The sequence below is a fragment of the Bartonella sp. MM97QHHN genome (assembly GCF_042194285.1).
Lineage (GTDB): Bacteria > Pseudomonadota > Alphaproteobacteria > Rhizobiales > Rhizobiaceae > Bartonella.
Window position 1 is genome coordinate 134,042 of record NZ_JBHIMS010000074.1, and the last position, 16,714, is coordinate 150,755.

Below are 16,714 nucleotides of genomic sequence, written 5' to 3' on the forward strand. Positions count from 1 at the left end.
CTCGCACATTGGTTCTACTTCACCTCCCCTCTGACCGCCTCTCCAGCAAAAGCAACGTAAAAAATAAATCCTTATATAAAGGCAAAATGATAAGAGAGGCGTTGCACATGAATGAAAAAACTATCGCGAAATAAATAATTGCAAAAGAATATTCAATACGATTATCGCAATGATTTCCATTAAAAATCATGAATTCTCTTAAACTTCTCTAACACGCGTAAACAATTTCCCCACATGCAAATGGCGTAAAGCAGGCAAAAAGAGGCTTATGGCTGCATAATACAGTAACAAAACTCTTTCATGTAAGCCACTTGAGCAAAATAAACATCTTAAATGCTCAATAGAGCACCAAGAACCGCGCTAAACAACATGAATAGCAATCTATAAAGTCCAACGATAGCATAAAGGCTTTCTATGCTCTACAAAGCGTAACATACGATCAATATTCGCCTGAAACATAAAAGAACAAATCCCAAGCATATGCGCATAATACATGCAGGCAAAACAATGGCAATGAGATAGATCCCAATAACGATATTTCTTTATCGTTCTCGTAAACAAAGAGAAAAACTTCAACTTTTCATATACGCAATTTTTCTAAATTTAAAATTTAATTAAGAAAAAATATGGTGTAATTTCTTATATTTTAAAATATTAAAATTAATATTATTATCTTTTTAAGAAAAAACTTCATATATACATAATATAGTTATTATTTATAAAGTATTTTTATTGTTATTTTTAAAGTTTATCTTTGACATTTTTCTAAAAATACGTGATACCAATTTGAAATGTATCATTATGATACTATTTTTAATGTAGATAATTAATATGTTTGGTTCATTCAACACATTCGGTCATATGGCGACAAAGCCTTCTTTTGGTCATTCGCACAATTCAAGACCTTTTCATGGAATATCAAAACATACTCATGGAAATGCATGTAGCTTTAATGGTTTTGCTAATAACATGATTTCACACGCCTCTACACTAGGAGCTCAGGGAGGGCTAACAGGAGCAGCAGGGGGAGCTCTGTTTGGAGGACTAGGAGGTGCTCTTACAGGTGGAACTGTAGGTTTGGGAGGGGGGCTCATTGGAGGTGCTATTTATGGCTTTGGACAGTCAGCTTGGAATTGTTGGTTCTAATTTATAAAAAGTAGCTACAAAGATATCTCTGAAGATAAATAATTCTGTAAATATATTCGAAAGAATATACCAAAATTAAATATCTACATCTGTGGATAAAATAGTTTTCGGAGATATCTATTGTGAATCACATCTTATAATCAGGATTTTGTTATAATGAATATTCTTTATGAAATCATAAGACTGTTTTGCATTCTCATTGTATTCATCCCTATATATGCTATTGGTTTAAAAAAAATTGGTGGCTACAGTTGGAAACTATCTATAAAATCAACATTATATACAGTAATTCTGTTCATTATTTCTGATAGTTTATGTAGATACTTCGGTTTATATTAATTATTTATCGGATGAGTTTCGAGTATACTGAACAAATTTTTTTCATAATTATTTATTAATCTCATTACTATAACTAGGATTTTGTTATAATGGATATTCATTATGAAGTTGTAAGAATGTTTTGCATGTTAATTATAATTACTCCTATAATTGCCATTTCTTTTAAAATATTCAATGGCGTAGGTTGGAGATTGTCTATTATAATGGCATTATCGTCATTTATTATGTTCTTTATTTCTAATTTTTTGCGTAGATATTTTGGTTTATATTAATATTTAGTAAATTTATTCTTTTAAAAAGCATTCTCATTCCCTCTCCTTTATAGGGGTATTTTTTTAATATCTTTATGCTTTTATAAAAAGCTCTATACCGCAATAGTCTTTGCCATATTTGAATATCCTAAAAGCATAAAATACCTTTTTAAGAAAAACGTATCAGATTTAAAAATTGACTATTCTAATCTTTGTCATTTAGTCTAACCTCATAATGAAAAGCTTTTGGGAAAACTCTGCCACAAATATAACCATACAAAAATACAGAGGCAGATTTTTCCAAACAATAAAAAGAGGGAAACATGACTGAAAAAATTTATCCAATATCAGAAGAGATCAAAAAAAATACTTTACTCGATGAGGAAACTTATCAACAATGGTATCGAGAAAGCATTAATGATCCAGAAAGCTTCTGGGCAAAACATGGTCAACGCATTGAATGGTTTAAACCTTTTACAAAAGTAAAAAACACTTCTTTTAACGGAGATGTCTCCATTCAATGGTACGAAGATGGGATAACAAATGTTACCTATAATTGCATTGATCGCCACCTGAAAACCCATGGAGACAAAATCGCGCTCATTTGGGAAGGAGATAATCCTTATCATGATAAAAAAATAACCTATAACGAACTTTATGAACATGTTTGTCGTTTTGCCAATCTTTTGAAAAGTCGTGGCATTAAGAAAGGCGATAAAGTAACCATTTATCTTCCTATGATTCCCGAAGCAGCCTATGCTATGCTCGCCTGCGCCCGCATTGGTGCTGTTCATTCGGTTATTTTTGCTGGCTTTTCTGCTGAGGCAATAGCAGGACGCCTTGTCGATTGTGAATCAACCTTCATTATTACCGCTGATCACGGCTTGCGTGGCAGCAAACGGATCAACTTAAAAGACAATGTTGATCATGCTATTGAGATAGCAGCGCGCCAAAACGTGCATGTGGACCAAGTCATGGTTATACGGCGGACTTGTGGACCCATTCAATGGATAGAGGGACGTGATTTTTGGTACCACGAAGAGATAGCTCATGCCAAAACAGCTTGTCCACCAGAACCAATGAACGCTGAAGATCCGCTTTTTATTCTTTATACTTCAGGCTCAACCGGCAAACCCAAAGGTGTTTTGCATACCACAGCGGGCTATCTTGTTTATGCCGCGATGACACATCAATATGTTTTTGATTACCACCCCGATGAAATTTACTGGTGTACAGCTGATATTGGTTGGATTACCGGTCATTCTTACTTGGTTTATGGACCTTTATGCAATGGTGCGACCACTTTAATGTTTGAAGGCACACCAACCTTTCCTGACAAAGGAAGATTTTGGGAAATTGTCAACAAGCATCAAGTCAATACACTCTATACCGCACCAACAGCTATCCGCGCCTTAATGGGAGCTGGAAATTCGTTTGTTGAACGCTCAGACAGGACATCGTTGCGCCTTTTAGGAACAGTAGGAGAACCTATTAACCCAGAAGCATGGGAATGGTTTTATCATACAGTTGGAAATGACCGTTGTCCGATTCTCGATACATGGTGGCAAACGGAAACAGGAGGGCATATGATCACGCCCTTGCCTGGTGCAACCCCCCTCAAAGCAGGATCAGCCACACGTCCTTTTTTTGGTGTTCAACCCCAAATTGTTGATGCCCAAGGCAATATTTTAGAAGGTGAAGCAGAAGGCAATCTTTGTATCAGTGATTCATGGCCAGGACAAATGCGCACGCTTTATAAAGATCATGAGCGCTTTATTCAAACTTATTTTTCCTCCTATAAAGGAAGATATTTTACAGGCGATGGTTGTAGGCGCGATAGTGACGGCTATTACTGGATTACAGGGCGGGTTGATGACATTCTCAATGTCTCGGGACACAGGTTAGGAACTGCTGAAATTGAATCAGCCCTTGTTTCTCATCCCGCTGTATCAGAAGCAGCTATTGTGGGTTACCCGCATCCCATTAAAGGACAAGGAATTTATAGTTTTATCACCTTAATGGAAGGGACAGCGCCGAGTGAAGAGTTACAAAAAGAGCTTATTAAACATGTAAGACAAGAAATAGGTTCTATTGCCATATTGGATAAAATTCAATTTGCCCCACAGCTTCCCAAAACGCGATCAGGAAAAATTATGAGACGTATTTTACGAAAAATCGCCGAAAACGATTTTGATACTCTCGGAGATATCTCAACTCTTGCCGAACCACAAGTTGTTGAAGATCTGATTGCTAACCGACAAAATTAAAGAACCCACGAAGAAATATAACATACGGTGGTTTTTGTTTTTTTTTGCTAAAATTATCTCAGCATTATTACGAAAACCACCGAGGAGAATAAAAAACAAAACAATTCATGAAAAGCTCAATCATTCTAACAACAAACGCTTTTCTTCATGAGAGGTAAGAAATAATTTAAGCAAAAACCTCAGGATTGGGATACGAACAAGAATAAGAAAGTAAGATAAAAAGAGCAACATAGCTTTTTAAAATCACCTAATGTCCACTCAATGCAAAAAAAGCCTCTGAGTAAGAAGGAAAAATAGTTCTGATGTTTATGCTAGAATCCCTTTGAAATTCCTGCTAAAATCATAAATAAGGCTAAAAAAAGAAAGTATAAGTGATAATATTCTTGAGCAAAAATATTTATCTATAACGAGGGTGTATAAAAAATATTGAAAACCATGAAATCTAAAATAAACAAGCTTACAACAAAAATCTAAAGCAATGAAAGTAAGAGTTATTAGAATAAATGATGCAATATAAAATCAGGAGTAATAATAAAAAGTGATTCATTTTGAAAATGTCGGCCTACGCTATGGAATGGGCCCTGAGGTCCTTCGTGATATTAGCTTTCATATTCCTCCTGGATCATTTCAATTTCTCACAGGTGCCTCTGGAGCAGGGAAAACGTCGCTGATGCGTCTTATGTTTTTAGCACTCAAACCCACCCGCGGTCATATTGATCTCTTTGGAACAGACACAGCATTACTCAAACGACAAGAGCTCCCTGCGCTGCGACAACGTATCGGGGTGGTTTTTCAAGATTTTCGTTTACTCGACCACATGACCACTTATGAAAATGTTTCCTTACCTTTACGCATTAAAGGACAAGAAGAAGCAACCTATCGCAGTGAAGTGGAAGATCTTCTCTGTTGGGTAGGTCTTGGAGATCATATTCATGTTTTACCACCGGTTCTTTCCGGTGGGGAAAAACAAAGGGTAGCCATTGCACGCGCACTCATTGATCAACCTGAAATTCTACTTGCCGATGAACCCACCGGAAATGTCGATCCGCCCTTGGCAAAACGCCTCCTGCGTTTGTTTATTGAATTAAACCGTTTTGGAACGGCTGTTATCATTGCCACCCATGATATTGCCTTAATGGAACAAGTTGCAGCACGGCGTATGCTTCTCCATAACGGACGGATGACGATTCATGAATAAATTTTTCTCCGTTTTTACCAGCAATAAAAAAAATACAACAGCGATTATTCCCAGTGGTAATATTTCTGGAAAAGCATTGGTTGCCGTGATTGCTATTATGACATTTCTTTCAAGCCTCACCTTAATCGGAGTTGATTTGGTCCAACGTGCCGCCGAAAATTGGAGTAATCAGATTAGCTATGAAGCAACAATACAGATACGCCCCATTGACAATGTTGATATCAACAAAGCACTCCGTGATGCCGTACAATTGGTTAAAACATTTTCTGGTGTACAAGATGCAAAAATTGTTGACCAAAAAGCTACAGAAAAATTACTGGAGCCATGGCTTGGAACAGGCTTCAATGTCAATGAACTACCCCTTCCCCGCCTCATCATTGTGACCCTGAAGAGAGATGAAAAAATCAATTTTGCAGCCATTAATCACGCCATTAAAACCCAAATTCCAGGAGGTCAATTTGATGATCACCGTGTTTGGGTTCATCGTTTTGCGACCATGGCACACACCACTGTTTTCATTGGTTTTTCAATTTTAGCATTGGTTTTAGGCTCTCTTATCCTCACCATCATTTTTGCCACCCGCAATGCATTGGCAGAAAATACACATATTATCAATGTCTTATATTTCCTTGGTACTGAAACTCTTTTCATTGCTCGCCAATTTGACTGGCATTTTTTTAAAACTGCGCTGCGTGGTGCTTTATATGGTGGTCTCACAAGCATATTTCTATTTTCAGCCTTTTGTCTCTGGACGAATTATAACTTGGGAAGAGTAGAAGCTAGCCAAGTAACAGCTTTGTTTGGACATCTTTCCATAAGTTCCATCCCCTACGGAAAAATCATTTTTCTTATTATTTTCGTTTCTTTTCTTACCACCCTTACAAACCGCATGACTATTTTAGCGCAACTGAAAAAAATTGATCAATGTGAAAACGGTTTATTTTAATTTTATGACTCACAACACTTTCAACTCATTGACGCAAAACAATTTAGAACGTCCTCTTCCAAAACGGCCCCACTATAATAGTTGGTCTCCCTGCTTTTTATTTCGCTATTTTCCACCGACAACCCTTACTCTTTCAATCATTGTTTTAATTTTCTGGGGCGGTTTTATTATTTTTTCTGAAAAAACCGAACGACTTGTCCCCCCAACACCTCTTCCCAAAGCCGATGCTATCATTGTGCTTACAGGTGGAGAACACCGAATAGAGACAGGACTTCATCTCTTACAAAAGGGGCTTGGTTCACGACTCCTCATCAGTGGCGTAAATACCTCAACAAACCTGAAGAGTTTCATGCATAACATGCATATTAACCCACAGCTTATCTCCTGTTGTATTGACATTGGGCATCAAGCGATTAACACCAGAGGAAACGCCGAAGAAAGCGCTGCTTGGATCGAAAAGCATCACTATAAAACCCTTTATATCGTCACCCATGATTACCACATATGGCGCTCGATGCGTGAACTTAAATATCTCATGCCTGATATCCATTTCATTGCTTATCCTGTGAAGAAGAGCAAAGCTGAAAGCACAATACAACAGATCAAGCAAGCCCGTATTCTCATATTCCAATATATTAAAACACTGCAAGTCTATATCAGAACCGCCTTCTGACCTTTCTCCCTGATCTTTATTCTTGTGACTTTAAACCTTGCTACCCTCTGACTGCTTTACCCTTCTCTCCATACCTTTCCACACGAATTACCGCCATAAAAGCCCGCCAGAACTTCCCCCCATACAAAGCACAACGCCCCGATACACGTGTCACTGTCTTGCACATTAACCAAAAAACATCTCTTACATCCCAAACATATCTCACAACACGTGATCTATCTAATGCCATCCCCAATATAGAAGACAGCTCTTGTAAATAAATCTTCCCAGATAGCTATAAGATCAAACTTGTCATAAAAATCTATTTACACCACTGTCTTACCCTTCATAAAAAATGCAAACCGCCCCACCCTATATTTTGCCACCCCCAAGTATTACGATAGCTCTTACGCCACTTGGGATGATTGGTAAGAGAAATGCTTTACGCCTTTCTTAAACACGCACATACCAACCTCATATGACATGCAAAGAAGTAATTTTAATAGATTTAAAATAAGAAAATTTATAATACTTAGATTTCTCATTTAACAGAGAGAACATTAAACTATCATTATAAATCAATATATTAGTAACTACTTCTTCATTCTACAAAGCATCTTCATAAGAGCATTTTAGATCACAGATAGGAATAAGCTCAAAACGCACACCGCGACAAATACCCTACATTTTTTATCGCAATCTTTTTTGAAATCATTTCGCTCTCTAAGATCACTTTTTGTCTGGTTTCCTCCCTAAAAAAGAACGAAAATTTTTAAACTCTATTGATCTGTAAACAATAATAACTCAGCTTCTTGTCTAACGCGTTCTCCCTGCTCACTTCAATATCAGAACACCTCAAAGGACAGATTTCATGAGAATTGTGATTTCCTCTCAACATCTCAAAGGACGATGATTCCTATCAGCAACGATTTGTAAACAATCCACTTTCTCTGGACAAGTTCCTCTCAGCTTCCCCATTTATATGGTTTACTCACATAAAGCTCGACAAGAAAACCCTGCCTGAGAATATTCATCACTGCCGCTAAAGCTCATGCGTCATAATTTTAGCGACCTCACTGCCTAAGGTGCTTTATCACATACAATATATTGATTTATAATGAAAATTTATTACGCTTCAACTTGAATGAGAGCTCTCAATATCATCAGATTCTCTCATTTCAAATCTGCTCTCTATTGAATCAATCAAAACCATTTTCTTGCACATCACATAGGACTTGCACATCACAAAGGAAGAGAGCCTGCGCAGCGTAAAACTGTACAAGAAAGGCACGCCTCTTATGGACTGTCTCAAGTGTCGAGGGCTTATAGCAAAACCCACGAACGAGCAAAGTATATGAGAGTGCCAGCTTGTTACGACTCGAGACTATTTTACCGCACGATGGATAATTTAACCCTTTCAGTTTCTCTCACTTCCAATTTTGGAAGATTGCGCACAATTTTCATCGTTTCTAAACTTACCGTAATAACCCGTTGAAACAATTCCAATGGATAAGCTGGATTACCCACCGTTTCAACAGCATAGCGATTAGCATCATTAACAAGTCCATTCGCTTTATCCGTTTTGACAACCTGCCGCTCCATCACCCATTCAAGAGCAGACCTGCCATTGACCACATACTCATAAGCTTCAAGAGGAATATTCTGTATCGTGATATGCGCATTATAAACCACTGTGCTTTTATCAATAGCACCACGCTTACCAGCAAATTTCATCGCTTCAACACGATAGAAACTCTTCTCATCAGAAATCACCCAAGTTCTTGGATCACCCTGTTTATAGGTAACGGGATAGGGTTCAACCTCTTCATAATTCATATGCAAATTACCAAGCTTGCGCCCCGCTGTCACAAAAGCCCAAAAATCCTCTACTCTTTTGACCGTTGGAATACGCGGCAATTGTTTAGATAAATTATGCGCATAACGAGCACGATAATCTTCAGAATGCAAAATCCCATAAACATAATAAAACAAATCATCCTTTGTTATCATTTCACCAGGATAAGCTGCCTTAAAATAAGCCAATCCTTCATCCGTAAGAGCATCACGCCGCTCTAAACCAGTTTCTTTGCTTTCCTCTGCAAAATTTGCAAACAAATGAACCTGATTCTCTTTTTTAGCTCCCAAGGACACAGCATCTTCATAAACATACCGTGGAAAACACTGACCTTTTTCCATTGCATCTAAGCTAGGCAAAACCCTGCTCATAAGGACAGAAAAACCACTGCTTGCTCCTATACCGGTAACTTGTATTACCCTATTCTCAACCGCTTGCTTCATAGGAAATATACGCGGCATTTGATAAACTCTCTCATTAAAGATGCGGTTATAATAAAGCCATTGCTGTGTAAAAGGACGATGAAGACCTTGAATTAAGCAATCACTTTCAAATTCAGAAAACTTTCCTCTTACCAGTTCTTCTTTAAGACTACTGCTCCAACTAATTTTTTTGGCATCCGTGTTAACAAAATCATTCACGGCATTCGCACGCACCTTGCGATCAGCATGTGTGTAGGCATTATTAAAACGCTCTACTTCACCGTTATAAAAAGTAATCATATTGCTCATATTTTTCGCTAAAACTTCACGGCTTGAGTTGTATGCCCAAGCATCACGACCAGTTTGTATACCACGAGAAAAAGTTTTGAATAGCTTTTTATCACTGCCCTTCTTATCACCTAAGGCTAGAAATTTTTCAAAATCATTGTTGCGCTGATCCAGCCAATCACCATGCTCATCTGGTGTAATCATCTGCCAACCGTGTTCACACTTGATACCACCAACACTACTCAACCGCTGAAGTTGAGATAATTTCTCTTTTGTCGTGAGATTATCACCAATATCGTAATAATGAATTTTGCAATGCTCCGTAACATTTGGATTTTTAACAAATAGTGTCACAGCAATTCCTGTCATGCTTCCACTGCCGAAAACATTTTGCCCTTCTTGAGCACGTCCTTTGCTCAACATATTTTTGCGAATATCACCACGCAAATTGAGAACATAAATACTTGAAAATTCTTCATTCAATTCTTTTCGTAAGCCATTCGTAGAGTATCCATTGATAAAACCTGAATTTGTCACAAAACCAATAACACCACAGTCTTTTATGCGATCACTTGCCCAGCGAATAGCACGAATATAACTGTCATAAAGTCCATTAACATTGCTCGCTTTAGATTGAGCAGCATAAGTTTCACGAATGCGGTTATCCAATTTAGGATAGCCAATATTTTGTGCATTGTCGTTTTCGCTTTTTTGTCCAGAAGAATAAGGAGGGTTGCCAACAATAACACGAATATCCAGTTCCTTCTGGCGTGATCGACGTGTGCTGTTATCCACCAGCAAATCACTTATCAAGTCTTTTTCTTGCTCATAGAGCTGGAATGTATCGGTTAAACAAATTCCCTCAAAAGGAACATAATCTCCCCCCATCAGACCTTGATAGGTCGTCTCAATATTAATGGCTGCAATATAATAAGCTAAAAGCATGATCTCATTGGCATGAATTTCATGACAAAATTTATGTTTCATCTCCTCTGGTTTTATCAAACCCGATTGTAAAAGCCGCGTGATAAAAGTTCCCGTTCCAGTAAAGGGATCCATGATGTGCACACCCGATGAGCCAAGCGTTTGCCCAAATTCTTGCTCTAAGACATCATTGACAGAGTGCAAAATAAAATCCACAACCTCAACGGGAGTATAAACAATCCCTAATTTTTCGACCGTACGTGGAAAAGCATAACGAAAAAACTTATCATAAAGCTCTACAATCAACCTCTGTTTTGCTTTTGGATCCGTAATGCCACTGGCGCGTAATTTTACACTTGCGTAAAATTTTTCCAGATCTTTGGATTCCTTATCAAGATTCGCCTTATCAAGCACATCAAGAATACGCTGCATAGCACGCGAGACAGGATTTTCACGTGTGAACTGATACTCCTCAAACAACACCTGAAAGACAGGACGCGTGATAATATGTTGTGCCAACATCTCAATCGCATCAGCCTCTGTAATCGCATCATTTAAATCATCACGAAGTTCTGCCATAAATCTGTCAAAGGCTTGACGCGCCTCAGTCTCTGGCTCTGCCAGAATACCTGTTAAACGCGTAATATGATTCTTAGCAATTTCAGCAATGTTGCTCGCCCAATCTTCCCAATAATCACGTGTCCCACATTTCTTGACAATCTTTGCCATGATGGCACGAGAAATCTCATCCACAGGGAAAGCAAGCTCCCCTTGTCCATCTGTAAAAAGGACATCACGCTCCGCTGTACCAATGCCCAATCGTGCTGGTTGTGCGCGTAGTGGAAGATTGTCTACAACAGCCGTAATAGCCTTTAATTCAGTGCTCTGTGTGACACCAATAATCTCAATCACATTGCTAATATCTTGCCCGAGGGATGCCTTATTAATCGTCGCATCAAAACGATCATCATGCGCACGCAAAGCATTTAAAATTTGCCAGATAACCCGATATTTATCATTGTTGTTCAAAGCCTGTTCCGCTGGAGTATCAGGAGGAATACCAATTGGCAAAATGACATATCCCATCTTTTTACCCTCAGAGCGACGCATCACCCGCCCAACCGCTTGCACAACATCAATCTGGCTTTTGCGTGGATTTAAAAACATGATCGCATCAAGAGCCGGAACATCCACCCCCTCAGACAAACACCGAGCATTGGTCAAAATACGACAAACATCATCCCCACTATCAGCTTTCAACCAGTCAAGTAATGCACCACGATCCTTCGCATTGAAAGTGCCATCAACATGCTCAATTTCACACTTCAGAAAATGCTCATTTTCTGTATCCTCTTTCGTATAATCAAGATATTCTCTAACAACCGCAGAAAACTCATCACGCACAAGTTCAGAACTTTTAATAGTTTTACAAAACGCTAAAGCACGATGCATAGGATATAAATCCGCACCAACATCAGCCTTCATATTTTGTTTTGTCAAAGCCTTATAACAGCCAATAATCTTTGTTGCATCATCAAGAATAAGCTCAGAATCGCTATCACTAAGGCGCTTCTGAACAGCGGAACTGACCAATTTTTCGTCCATTGCTAAGACAATAACCTTATAATCTGTTAAAAGATCATTTTGTACTGCCCATGAAAAACCCCGATAAAAAAGTGTTTTACCAAAAAGTTTTTCATCATCCATCGAAGCAAGAACGGCATTAACTTCATTCGCGCGACTTTTTGCGTTATCACCAAAAATGCGTGGTGTCGCTGTCATATAAAGGCGTTTCTTGGCGCAAATAACATCATTAGAATGCACCTTAACAAAATTGGATTCACCATCGCCCACCAGCGTTGCCCCTGTTGTACGGTGCGCTTCATCACAAATGATAAGATCAAATGTTGGCAAACCATAGTTTTTCTGAGCATCAGCAATCACCTGAATAGATTGATAGGTTGCAAACACCACGGTCATCTTATCTGCAACACTCTTCGCCACCTGTTCTGCAAGTTTAGCAGCATCGGTTGTCGCCGGAAAAGCAAGATCAAACACATCAATTTCAGCAACATCATCACTATTTTTACGACGCTTTCCCACTTGTGTATCGGAACAAACAGCAAAAGATCTCAATCCGATTCCTGCATCCGTTGTCCATTCACGAACCGTCTGTGACATCAGTGCCAAGGAAGGAACAAGAAACAAAACAAACTTGCCTTCACCCGCCAAATCCTCAGCAATTTTAAGACTGGTAAATGTCTTACCAGTACCACAAGCCATAATAAGCTTCCCCCGATCTGCTTGAGCAAGCCCAGCACGCACATCACGCAATGCTTCCAATTGATGTGGACGCAACTTCTTTTTATCCTCCAAAACAACTTTGCCCTGGGCTGCAAAAGTTTCCCAACAGATCGGACTTTGTTGTATATCGGAAAGATTAATCCGTATAACAGGAATATCCTGCCCCCGTATCATTGTTTCAGCGTTATCACTCCAAGCACTTTCAGTACTATCTATAATAACACGCCGCTTGAATGGAGCTTTCCCTGATGCCGAAATAAAACTATCAATATCTGCTTTTTTAATTCGATAGGCTGCATCATAAAATTTACATTGGATTGCTGCAAACCCCTCTTCATCACGAAGCTTTGCCACAAGATCAATACCGGTATCCCGACCATCCCAACCATTTTCATGAGCCCAATCTTTAAAGGTTTGAACCTTTTCATAACACCCAAACTGAAGAGGATCATATATTAGATAAGCAAGAGCAAAACGCTCAAAATATGTACCTTTATCTCGTTCGGTACGCGCTTCATCACGATATGTCTGTAAAAGCGATTGCAGCGTCATGCTTCCCCCCAATGAAAAATACCTTCAATTATCGAATCTAAACCAATTCGTCAATGCCTCTTGTTCTACCCAAAAAACTTAAAATTGCTTGATTTTAAGACATTTCTTCTATGCTTAATTAAATCAACAATAGAGAATCTTTTGATCCTTTTGAGTATCCCCCAAATCATATGATGCATTTATTGATGTCTGTATCCCTATGGAAATAAACGGTAAGGCGTGATGATTTTGAAAATATTTTTTGCCTTTTGTTAAGAATACAAAATAAAGTGCGCAATAATTTTAGGATTTAGCTTAGGAATGAGAGGGGGGAAATGGATACGACACCTGCGAACACACAAGACACCAAGGAAGAAACTCCACACACAAAACAGCGCATTTTACGAACGATCATGCATATAATTTCACTATAATACGCAAAATATTAGTCGTGATATTCAAAATATTGATTTTTGAAATATTTCTTTATCTTTTGTTCTTTCGTAGACTAATTATTCGCTTCTTATACTTTATAGCGGGTGGCTTTAGAATTCTTTTTTATCTGTATCGGACTTGTAGCAGGAGGGAGAATACCATACCAACTAGACATACCATTGCTCATCACTAGCGCCATTATGTTCTTTAGCAGCATAACTGCAGCTTGGTATTACGATGTTCTCTTACTTCATCTCATACCTGCTGAATATGAGCTTATTCTTTTTCAATGAATGAAAACCCTTTTCATTCATACATCATTCAAAATAAGAAGCGATCCGCCTCTCAAACTTTTTGTCGTCCTCACCAAACTCATGAAATAAGGCAGAAAAAAGCGATACCTTAAACAAAATATTCTAAAGAAGCTACGTTACTTAAATAAAGGAACAGAAAATGACAGTGTCTTAGGTCACATTTTAAAACTTGAGCAAGATCATAATTTATTTGCATAAACCTAAACACCTATAATTTGCACCACCCTCTGCAAAACCAAAAGTGAGAAATCCACATAACCTCTTTTCCGAAAATCTTAAAAAGACTAAACGAAACCTCTTAAACTGCTCAGCTATCTCGATACCAGTTCATTTTTTTGGAAGAACGGAGGTTTAAGCTGTTTTTGGCATCAACCTTCTTTTTTGTTCTTTTGTTTGTTAGCAGATATACTATTCACTACCCCGCCTCTTTTTAAATTAAATCTTAAGAATCGTCGCGCAATATATTTCATTTGTCCTCCTCTTCATATCTCAGAAGACAAAGATTTTTAACAAAATTCAGTCTGCAAGCAATCTCATTCTAACGGGTTCCATTTAACTTCTCCTTAATAGGATTTACTTCCATAAGACTTGACAAGAAAGATTTAAAAATATTCATCATGCATTCTCAAAACATTTAATGCCTCAAGAAGGCTTATATGCCTACCACATCTCACATGATGTGGTGCGCTATAAGAAACGTTCACCTCTAGTGGTACGCTCCACTTAACGAACAAAGCGTTTTCTAAAATAGAGCAGCAAATAATGCTAAACTTTTCCCATTCATGTTTTGCTTCATAAACGCTTCATCCAAGTGGAAAGCATCACGAACAAACATGCCCAAATTGATAAAGTCTAATCGCGTGAAAGAGCGACAACAGGGTCAAGCCGTGAAGCTTGCCGCGCTGGAGAAAAGCCAAAACATATTCCTATAAGGGTTGAAAAAGTAAGAGACATAATGATCGATTCAATGGTATAGATAAGATGGATAGGTGCCTTAAACAGAAGGAACAAGCCACCGATAGAAAGCCCAAGCAAGATCCCCAAACCACCACCAATGACACAAACCAACACCGCTTCAATGAGAAACTGCTGCAAAATATCACTTTGGCGTGCACCAACTGCCATACGCACACCAATTTCATTGATCCGCTCAGAAACGGTGACCAGCATAATATTCATCACCCCAATACCACCTACAATCAGGGAAATCGCTGCAATTGAAGAAATTAAAAGTGTTAAGATATGTGTACTCTCCATGATACGTTCACGAAAGAATTCTGAATTTCTAATGAAAAAATCTTCTCCACCATGCCGCATAATGAGAAAACGTTTCACCATGTTTTCCGCTAAATGTGAATCGACATCATCAGCAATCCTAACAGTAATTGCACGAACTTCTGTTGTACCAAGAAAACGCGTTTGCACTGTTGTATAGGGCAAATAAAGCTGTAATGTATTTGATGTGTTTCCATTTGCGTGATTTTGCGAATCAACAACACCAATAATACGCGCTGGAACATTACCCACATGCACCACTTTGCCAAGAGGGCTTTCATGGCTATGGGGAAAAAGAACAGACAATGCTTCTTTTTCAATCACGAGATCAACCGCCCGATCATGCACACTTTTTTGATCAAAAAACTGTCCTTTGAAAACTTTAAGCCCCTGTGTCTGAAAGAATTGTTCTCCCACCCCCACAATGACAGCATTGACTTCAACTGCACCAAAACGCACTTTTGAGCTTGTTGAAATCTGAGGTGTTACACCAGAAACATAAGGTAACCCAGACAAGGCTTCTGCATCAGCTTCAACCAAACTGGTTATTTTTTCTGCTTGTGGATCAGAAAAACTTTTGCCAGGAAAAATGGTTAATGTATTAGCACCCAAACTTTTAAAATTTTCCAGAATTTTCTCTCGTGTACCATTCCCTAAAGCCACCATAGCAATAATCGCCCCAATACCGATAATCACCCCAAGCATTGTTAGAAAAGTCCGCATGCGATGTGCATTCATTGCCAACAGAGCCATCACAAACGCCTCACGGAATCGCTCAACAAAAGAACGAAAAAAGCCCAGTTTTTGTTGGCCTTTTAGATTTTGTTGTTCCTGAAGAGATTTTCCACCAACTTTTGTTTTTGCAACCCTTGACCGCTTATCAGCAATAATTTCCCCATCACTGATTTCGATAATACGCTCTGCTCTTTCAGCCACCTGCATATCATGGGTTACAATGATAATAGTACGTCCCTCTTGATGAAGTTCATCCAAAATATGCAATACTTCTTGCCCACTCTTTTTGTCCAATGCACCAGTTGGTTCATCTGCAAGAATGACCTCCGCATTATTCATGAGCGCCCGAGCAATAGAAACACGTTGTTGCTGACCACCGGACAGCTGATTTGGACGATGATTTATCCGATCACCCATGCCCAAACGTGTTAAAAGATCCTGTGCCCGCTTTTTCCTTGCTTCCACGGCACTTCCCGCATAAATAGCCGGAATTTCAACATTACCAAGAGCTGTCAATTCATTCAACAAATGGTAACGCTGAAAAATAAAACCAAAATGATTACGTCGCAAAGCCGACAATTCATCCGCAGAAAGGGAAGCTATTTCTTTACCAGAGATCCAATAACGGCCAGAAGTTGGACGGTCAAGACAGCCTAAAATATTCATCAAGGTAGATTTACCTGAACCGGAAGCACCTACAATTGCCACCATTTCACCACGTTTAATGGTAAGATTGATGTTTTTCAAAACGGTAACAAACGCTTCGCCCGCAGGAAATTTACGCACAATATTTTCCAAGACGAAGACAGCATCTGCTTGATTTGTGCTCATG

The 16,714-nt window shown here is 38.6% G+C and carries 7 protein-coding genes; 5 read left to right on the forward strand and 2 right to left on the reverse strand.

All coding sequences use genetic code 11. The features are described 5' to 3' along the window. Nucleotides 1-831: 831 nt before the first annotated feature. The 5 genes from ACFIJW_RS04625 (at nucleotide 832) to ACFIJW_RS04645 (ending at nucleotide 6,820) form a co-directional block, all read left to right on the forward strand. On the forward strand, nucleotides 832-1,146 hold the full coding sequence (locus ACFIJW_RS04625) for a hypothetical protein (protein WP_375633465.1): 315 nt from the start codon (nucleotides 832-834) through the stop codon (nucleotides 1,144-1,146). Between the two features lie 913 nt (nucleotides 1,147-2,059). Further along, a complete protein-coding gene (gene acs, locus ACFIJW_RS04630; RefSeq protein ID WP_375633466.1) occupies nucleotides 2,060-4,003 on the forward strand; it encodes an acetate--CoA ligase in 1,944 nt (647 codons plus the stop codon). A gap of 538 nt (nucleotides 4,004-4,541) precedes the next feature. Next, entirely contained in the window at nucleotides 4,542-5,201 is a 660-nt protein-coding gene (ftsE, locus tag ACFIJW_RS04635) for a cell division ATP-binding protein FtsE (protein WP_273723097.1), read from the forward strand. Beyond that, nucleotides 5,194-6,147, forward strand: a complete 954-nt coding sequence (locus ACFIJW_RS04640; RefSeq protein WP_375633467.1) for a cell division protein FtsX — start codon at nucleotides 5,194-5,196, stop codon at nucleotides 6,145-6,147. The genes ftsE and ACFIJW_RS04640 overlap by 8 nt, the downstream gene beginning before the upstream one ends. Nucleotides 6,148-6,151: 4 nt before the next feature. Next, nucleotides 6,152-6,820, forward strand: coding sequence for a YdcF family protein (locus tag ACFIJW_RS04645; RefSeq protein WP_375633468.1), 669 nt, complete (start codon nucleotides 6,152-6,154; stop codon nucleotides 6,818-6,820). A gap of 1,368 nt (nucleotides 6,821-8,188) precedes the next feature. On the opposite strand, the gene ACFIJW_RS04650 is transcribed toward ACFIJW_RS04645, so the two are convergent. Both ACFIJW_RS04650 and ACFIJW_RS04655 read right to left on the reverse strand, forming a co-directional pair. After that, on the reverse strand, nucleotides 8,189-13,144 hold the full coding sequence (locus ACFIJW_RS04650; protein WP_375633469.1) for a DEAD/DEAH box helicase: 4,956 nt from the start codon (nucleotides 13,142-13,144) through the stop codon (nucleotides 8,189-8,191). A gap of 1,580 nt (nucleotides 13,145-14,724) precedes the next feature. Beyond that, on the reverse strand, nucleotides 14,725-16,713 hold the full coding sequence (locus tag ACFIJW_RS04655) for a MacB family efflux pump subunit (protein ID WP_375633470.1): 1,989 nt from the start codon (nucleotides 16,711-16,713) through the stop codon (nucleotides 14,725-14,727). Nucleotide 16,714 lies beyond the last annotated feature (1 nt).